Below are 6,668 nucleotides of genomic sequence, written 5' to 3'. Positions count from 1 at the left end.
CGGTGCGGGGCCGCAGCCCCGCACCGGACGCGGACCGGGCATGCACGACGTGGCGAGGGCCGCGGGTGTGTCCCAGAAGACCGTCTCGCGTGTGGTCAACGGCGAGCCGCACGTCAGCGCCGATGTCCGGGTGCGCGTGCAGCAAGCGATCGATGCGCTCGGATACCGCCCCAACACCGCCGCCCGCGCGCTCATCCGGGGCCGCTACGGGCGGTTGGGCGTGGTGTCGGTCGGCGTCGAACTGTACGGCCCCTCCGCACAACTGGTCGCCCTGCAGCGGGTGGCGCGCTCCCGCGGCTATGCGGTGGCGTCGGATGCCGTGGCGGACAGCGTGCCCGACGGGCAGGCGGAGGCGATCGACTCCCTGCTCGCCCAGGGCGTCGACGGCATCGTGGTGCTCAACCCGGTCGGCGACGGCGCGCCGATCCGCGAGGTGGGTGATGTACCGGTGGTCAGCCTGGCCCTGGCCCGCGAGGACGGGATCGCGCCGGCCCGTGCCGCGACCGAGCACCTGCTGGCCCTCGGCCATCACACAGTCTGGCACCTGCCAGGACCGCAGGAGTGGTGGTCCGCCCGCGACCGGCTCCAGGGCTGGCGGGAGGCCCTGGCCGCGGCGGGCGCGCCGGAGCCGCCGCTGCCGGAAGCCGGCGACTGGACCGCCGCCTCGGGCTACACGGCCGGGATCGAACTGGCCCGCGTACGAGGGCTCACCGCGGTGTTCGCCGCCAACGACGACATGGCCATCGGCGCGATACGGGCCTTCGCGGAGGCGGGCCTGGACGTGCCGGGGCAGGTCAGCGTCATGGGTTACGACGACATCCCGCTGGCGGCATACGTCACCCCGCAGCTGAGCACCGTAAGACAGGATTTCCCAGCTGTCGCCGAGCGTGCGGTGGATCTGCTGCTCACCCGGATCGAGCACCATCCGGATCTCCCGGCCGTCGCCCGCATTCCGGTCCAGCTGGTCCTCAGGGAATCCACCGCGCGTCCGGTGGCCCGGCACTGACGGCCCACCAGAAGGCGGAACCTTCCTTTGCCCGCTGTGAAGGTCAGGCCACCTTGCTTTTGGGGCTGCCGACCCTCTTCGGCGTGGAGCGCCGCCAGGCGGCCGCCCCCATACAGACAGAAGTGGAGAAACACATGTACGAGCCTGCTGAGCGGGTCCTTTTCGGCGCCGCTTACTACCACGAGTACCAGCCGCACGACCGGCTCAAGGAGGACCTGGATCTGATGGCCGAGGCCCGGTTCTCGGTGATCCGGGTCGGGGAGTCCGTGTGGTCGACCTGGGAACCGGAGAACGGCCGGTTCGCGCTGGAGTGGCTGCGCCCGGTGCTGGACGGCGCGCACGAGCGTGGGATAGGGGTGATCATCGGCACTCCCACCTACGCGGTTCCGCCGTGGCTGGCCAGGCAGTATCCCGAGATCGCGGGGGAGCGGCGCACCGGGGAGCGGATCGCGTGGGGCCACCGGCAGGAGGTCGACTTCACTCACCCGGCGTTCCGCTTCCACGCCGAGCGAGTCATCCGCAAGATCGTGGAGCACTACGCCGACCACCCCGCGGTCGTCGGCTTCCAGGTCGACAACGAGCCGGGCGTGGCGCTTCTGCACAACCACGGGGTCTTCCAGAGGTTCGTCGACGACCTGCGCCACCGCTACCAGGATGTCGAAACGCTCAACCGGGAGTGGGGCCTGGTCTACTGGTCGCACCGGCTCAGCGACTGGGCTGACCTGTGGCGCCCCGACGGCAACGCGCAGCCGCAGTACGACCTGGCGTGGCGGCGCTTCCAGGCCCGCCAGACCACCGAGTTCATCGCGTGGCAGGCCGACCTCGTACGGGAGTACGCCAGGCCGGGGCAGTTCGTCACCACGTGCATCTCCTACGACCGGGTGGCAGCCGAGGACGCCGAACTGACGAAGGCGCTGGATGTCACCGCCGGGAACCCGTACTACGCCATGCAGGACGGTCTGGCGCTGCCGGACCGGGACACCGCACCCCAGGGGTGGGCGAGCCGCGGGACCTGGGCCCTGTACCAGAGCGCCGATCGGATGTTCGCCTCCCGGCAGGAGCCGTTCCTGGTCACCGAGACCGACGCCCAGGCCATCGGCGGCCCGGAGATGAACTACCCGGCCTACGACGGCCAGTGGCGCCAGGCGGCGTGGGCACTGATCTCCCGCGGCGCGTCCATGATCGAGTACTGGCACTGGCACACCCTGCACTTCGGCACCGAGACCTTCTGGGGCGGGATCCTCCCGCACAGCGGCCGCCCGGGCCGCATCTACCGGGAACTGGCCCGATTGGGGGAGGAGCTGGAGACGGCCGGCGGTCTCGTCGCGGGCCTGCGCCCGGACGCCGACGCGGCCTTCCTCTTCGACCACCCCAGCATGTGGGCGCTGCAGCACCAGTCGCCGCTTTCCACCCCCGACGGTCCCGACACCGGCTCCTACGGACGCCTGTTCGGCGCCTTCTACCGCGGCGCCTTCGACGCGGGGCTACAGGCACGCATCGTCCACCCGGGCCAGTTGGAGACCGCCGACCTGCCGCCGCTGCTGGTCGCCTCCGGCTACTACATCGCCGAGGACCAGGCCCTGGACCGGCTGCTGGAGTACGCGCAAGCCGGTGGCCACCTCCTGCTCGGTCCGCGCACCGGCTACGCCGACCACGAGGCCAGGGCGCGTACCGACATCCAGCCCGCGCGCCTGGCCGCGGCGGCCGGCGTCGCTTACGAGGAGTTCTCCAACCTGGCGTCGCCACTGCCGGTCACCGGTACGGATGCGATGCCGCTGCCGTCGGCCGCGCGCGCCACGGCCTGGGCCGACGCGCTGTCCCCCACCGAGGCCGAGGTACTGGCCGCTTACGAGCACCCGCACTTCGCCCAGTGGCCCGCTGTGACCACCCACCGTTACGGAGCCGGGAGGATCACCTGCGTGGGTACCGTCCCGGACCAGACCCTGGCCCGCGCGCTGTTCCAGTGGGCCGCCACCGGCACGGACCCGTGGCGCCCCGGCCATCCGTCGATCACCTCCACCGGGGCCACCGCCAGGGACGGCAGCCGGCTGCGCTTCGTGCACAACTGGTCATGGGACCAGACCGCCTTCCCGCTGCCGAGCCCGGTCCGCGATGTCCTCACCGGCCGGCGGTACGCGGCCGGAGACACCTTGCCTCTGGGCCCGTGGGACGTGCGGGTGTGCGTCGAGGAAGCCGTGCCGCCGGCCGACCCGGGCGCCGACGCGAGCGAGTAGCCGGAGTGAGTGGTGTGCATCGTGAAGTTGCTGGTCAGGTCTGGTGTGAGGGTCGGGAGAGCGTGGGAGAGCTGGCGCGGATCACGGCTCGCCGGAGTGAACTGGACACGCTCGCTGCGGAGTTGGCCAAACAGCTACAGGAGGTCCAGGCCGAGAGGGAGGAGCTCGTGATCGCCGGGTCCTGAACCGGCTGGTCGAGCAGGGCCGGGCCGGGGCGGAGGCCGCCCCTGGCCTACGAGGGAGACTCGGGCCGGTCGTCGCCGAACTGCCGGTGTCGGGTCATCGAGCGGTGAGGACGTGCGCCCACGGCTCATCGATGTCGGCCAGACCCAGCACGGCGACCACGTTGTCGAGCATTCCGGCGCCGAACCAGCGCCGCACGGCGTCGTCGTCGCCCAGCAACTGCCGAACGGTGTCAACCTGCTTGGCGTAGCACCGGCGCACCGCCTGCCCCACGAGCGGCTCGCCGGCGGCGCAGTTCGCGTGCATGAGGAAACGCAGGATGTTCCGGTCCGCGACGAGCGCGGCGTAGGCGCCGCGTGCGGCATCCAACGCCGCCTCGGGCGCCGGCGCGGCCCCACCCGGCGCCGGCGAGTGCGCGATCAAGGTTTCGTTCATGACGACGGACACGTGGTCGACCGCCGCCGCGAACAGTGCTTCCTTGTTGGGGTACAGGCGATAGAGATACGGCTGAGAGATGCCGACCCACTCGGCGATCTCGTGCGTCGTCGTACCGTAGAAACCCTTTTGCGCGAAGCGGTCGACCGCGGCGGCCATGATGGTCCGACGTCGTTCGTCGCTCTTCGTGCTGGTACCGGCGGCAGGCATGGGCGTCAGTCAAACACGGCTCCCCTCAGCCTCCAAATGTCACGCTGAGGTCAGGGTCGGACGGCACGTCCTGGGGTGTGAGCGCCTCGATCGCCACCAGCGGGTTCCAGTAGTCCAGGTAGTGGGTGATGCGCGCGTCGTCATCGGTCCGGACGACGGAGATGCACGTCTGCTCGTACGGCTTGCCGGTCGGCAGCGCCGTGCCCTTCGAGCGGAATTCGGCGATCACCAGACTCGGATCGACCGTCTCGTGGAACACCAGGTCGACGAACTCGACGTCAAAGGTCTCGGGGAATTTGCTCATGTGCGCGAGCAGTGCGTCTCGCCCCGTTACCCGCTGGGGCACGCCGGCCGGCGCGTACGGGAACTCGAGCACCGCGTCCGGGGCGAACAGCTCCACCCATTCGTCGACGTGTCCTGCGGCGGTAAGGCGCAGGTGCTCGGCCAGGGTGTGCTGGGCAGCGGCGCGGCGGGTGGCGTCGTCTTCCTTGACTCTCATATTCACTCCTACGTTAGTGGTCGACCGATAACCTACCACGCCGGCTGCTGCGGGTGGTCGAGCAGGAGGTGACGCCAGGGGAGCCCGGTTCCGGGCGGCCTCGTAGCCGGTGATCACCGCCGGATCGGCGTCGGGACCGCTGTCGTCGAGCCCGACGAATCCCAGGTCGGCGATGGCTCCGAGGCCGGCCGCCCGCAGCCTGGCGGTGAGCCGATCGCGACGGCAGGCGGTGATCTCCGAGGTATGTCCGGGGCGGGCCGCCGAGACCCAGAGCAGCCGGCCCTTGTCATCGGTGAGCGCGATCACGAGCGCGCGGTCCGGGCGCGGGGCGCGGGCGGGCCGGCAGGCCCACGGTCTCCCTGACCCACCGGGTCACGGTGGTGCGGTGTATCCCGTTGCCGCCGGCCAGGTCGCCCGGCCGCTGGTCACAGCGCAGCACCGCGAGCACGAAGGCGGCGATCTTCCCCGCGGGCAGGGCCCGCCACCGCGAGCGGATCTTCTTCAGCTGGCCGCGTACCAGGCTGGCGAGCCAGTTCGGCCGCGTCGCTGCGGTGCGGGATGAGCAGGACTGCCCCCCCCGGGCACCTTCGCCGACACCGGAGCGTCGGCCTCGGCGTCGGCCTGGACCTGCTCGGCCAGGCGGCTCAACACCTGCTCCGCGATGGCCGGCTCGTCCCGCCGCCGGCACCGTCCCGCCGGTCCCTCGCCGCTTTCAGCCCGTCCGCCTCACGTCACCGTCGACGCATGTGCATCGATGCCCGACTGTGCGAGGGCGCCGTCGAGGTGGGTTCATCGCTGCCGTACGAGTGACTTCGACTCGGCGGATGCGTGCCCCTGCGCGTCCACGACGTAGAGGTTATAGTCACCGGTCGATGGCGGAACCTTGATGGTCCTCGCGGTTCCCGTCGCCTTGGTCATGGTGGGGCCGACGGCGAACGTCGTCGTACCGGAAGGGGCCAGCCAGAGGTTTTGCTCCCATCACCGGCGCTTCGGACGGGAATGGACGACACGTCCTTGCCGACGAACGTGCTGGCCGGCAGGACGTAGTCCGGCAGGGCCAGTCTGCTCCGGGGGACGATGGGTGCCGACGGCCGGATTGAAGGACGGCACGTTGCTGAGCAGGGTTCCGACCTCCACCTGGACCGGCATCTGGCTGCTCTCGGGAAGCATGACGTACGGCAGGAAGTAGTTGGTCCAGTTGGCGACGAAGCTGAAGAAACCGACGAGCGCGACGACCGGAGTCGCCAGCGGCAGCGCGACGTGCCGGAAGACGCCGAATTCCGAGCAGCCGTCCATGCGCGCCGCTGCCAGCAGGTCCTTCGGCACGGCGGTGGTGAAGTAGATGTACGTCAGGTACACGCCGAACGGGTAGAACGAGTACGGCAGGATGATCGACCACATCGTGCCGATCAGGTGCACCGCGTTGATCTCCAGGAACAGCGGCACCACCAGCGTGGCGGTCGGCATGAGCATCACGACCAGGGTCGAGACCAGCAGGGTCCGTCGGCCGCGGAACTCGGTCATGGCCAGGGCGTATCCCGCGGGTACGGCCACACAGAGCGTGATGACCAGGGAGATCACCGCGTACAGAGCGGAGTTGCCCAGCCACTGCATGATGGCGTTGTCCTGGAACGCCGTGAGCGCGTCCCAGTTGGCCTTCAGCGCGTGCCAGGAGCCGAAGGAGAGCGGGTTGTCGTGGACCAGTTGCTGGTCGGTCTTGGTCGCCGCGAGGACGAGCCACAGCACCGGCGGCACGAAGAACACCACGAACACGGCCAGCACGGAGCCGGTCAGCAGCCGGGAGGGGCCTTTAGTCGGCATCGAAGAATCCCGACCGTGCGACGAAGATCGCGGCGGCAGAGGCGCTGACGACCAGGAGCTCCACCGAGACCGCGGCGGCGCCGTTGATGTTGTTCATCTGGAGGGCGAAGTCGTACGTCAGCTGGTTCAGCGAGTAGTCGCGTCCGGCCACACCCACGCTGGCGAGGGACAGCAGCTGCGGCTCGACGAAGAGCTGCGCACCGCCCGCGAAGGCCAGTATGACCATGTACACGATCCACTTGCGGAGCATGGGGATCTGGATGTGCCAGGCGGTCTGCCA

General features: G+C 70.1%; 6 protein-coding genes and 1 pseudogene. 3 read left to right on the top strand and 4 right to left on the bottom strand.

The window, feature by feature from the left end:
• The 3 genes from ACFV2X_RS55040 to ACFV2X_RS55030 form a co-directional block, all read left to right on the top strand.
• The coding region (locus ACFV2X_RS55040) for a LacI family DNA-binding transcriptional regulator (RefSeq protein WP_385631749.1) at positions 1-1,006 on the top strand (1,006 nt) is incomplete at its 5' end.
• A gap of 134 nt (positions 1,007-1,140) precedes the next feature.
• Entirely contained in the window at positions 1,141-3,240 is a 2,100-nt protein-coding gene (locus ACFV2X_RS55035; protein WP_385631748.1) for a beta-galactosidase, read from the top strand.
• A gap of 62 nt (positions 3,241-3,302) precedes the next feature.
• Positions 3,303-3,425 (top strand): hypothetical protein, encoded by a 123-nt coding sequence (locus ACFV2X_RS55030; RefSeq protein ID WP_385631746.1) that lies wholly within the window; start codon positions 3,303-3,305, stop codon positions 3,423-3,425.
• Positions 3,426-3,519: 94 nt separating this feature from the next.
• Here the strand turns inward: ACFV2X_RS55030 and ACFV2X_RS55025 are convergent, their stop codons facing one another.
• The 4 genes and pseudogenes from ACFV2X_RS55025 to ACFV2X_RS55010 all read right to left on the bottom strand — a co-directional run.
• Positions 3,520-4,068, bottom strand: a complete 549-nt coding sequence (locus tag ACFV2X_RS55025) for a TetR/AcrR family transcriptional regulator (RefSeq protein WP_385631744.1) — start codon at positions 4,066-4,068, stop codon at positions 3,520-3,522.
• A 25-nt stretch (positions 4,069-4,093) separates the two neighbouring features.
• The gene (locus ACFV2X_RS55020; protein ID WP_385631742.1) at positions 4,094-4,873 is read right to left on the bottom strand and encodes a nuclear transport factor 2 family protein; all 780 of its coding nucleotides are present in this window, start codon (positions 4,871-4,873) and stop codon (positions 4,094-4,096) included.
• A 672-nt stretch (positions 4,874-5,545) separates the two neighbouring features.
• The gene (locus ACFV2X_RS55015; protein ID WP_385631740.1) at positions 5,546-6,388 is read right to left on the bottom strand and encodes a carbohydrate ABC transporter permease; all 843 of its coding nucleotides are present in this window, start codon (positions 6,386-6,388) and stop codon (positions 5,546-5,548) included.
• A pseudogene (locus ACFV2X_RS55010) lies at positions 6,378-6,668 on the bottom strand (sugar ABC transporter permease); the annotation flags it as partial. The gene ACFV2X_RS55015 and the pseudogene ACFV2X_RS55010, both read right to left, overlap by 11 nt.

It is taken from the genome of Streptomyces sp. NPDC059679 (genome assembly GCF_042734105.1).
Taxonomy (GTDB): domain Bacteria; phylum Actinomycetota; class Actinomycetes; order Streptomycetales; family Streptomycetaceae; genus Streptomyces.
Note: the sequence above shows the minus strand (reverse complement) of the source record. Positions and strands in the feature narration are given on the sequence as shown.

Excerpts from the sequence above, each read along its gene's own strand:
- ACFV2X_RS55035 (WP_385631748.1), top strand. The coding sequence starts at position 1,141 with ATGTACGAGCCTGCTGAGCGGGTCCTTTTCGGCGCCGCTTACTACCAC.
- ACFV2X_RS55025 (WP_385631744.1), bottom strand. The coding sequence starts at position 4,068 with ATGCCTGCCGCCGGTACCAGCACGAAGAGCGACGAACGACGTCGGACC.
- ACFV2X_RS55015 (WP_385631740.1), bottom strand. The coding sequence starts at position 6,388 with ATGCCGACTAAAGGCCCCTCCCGGCTGCTGACCGGCTCCGTGCTGGCC.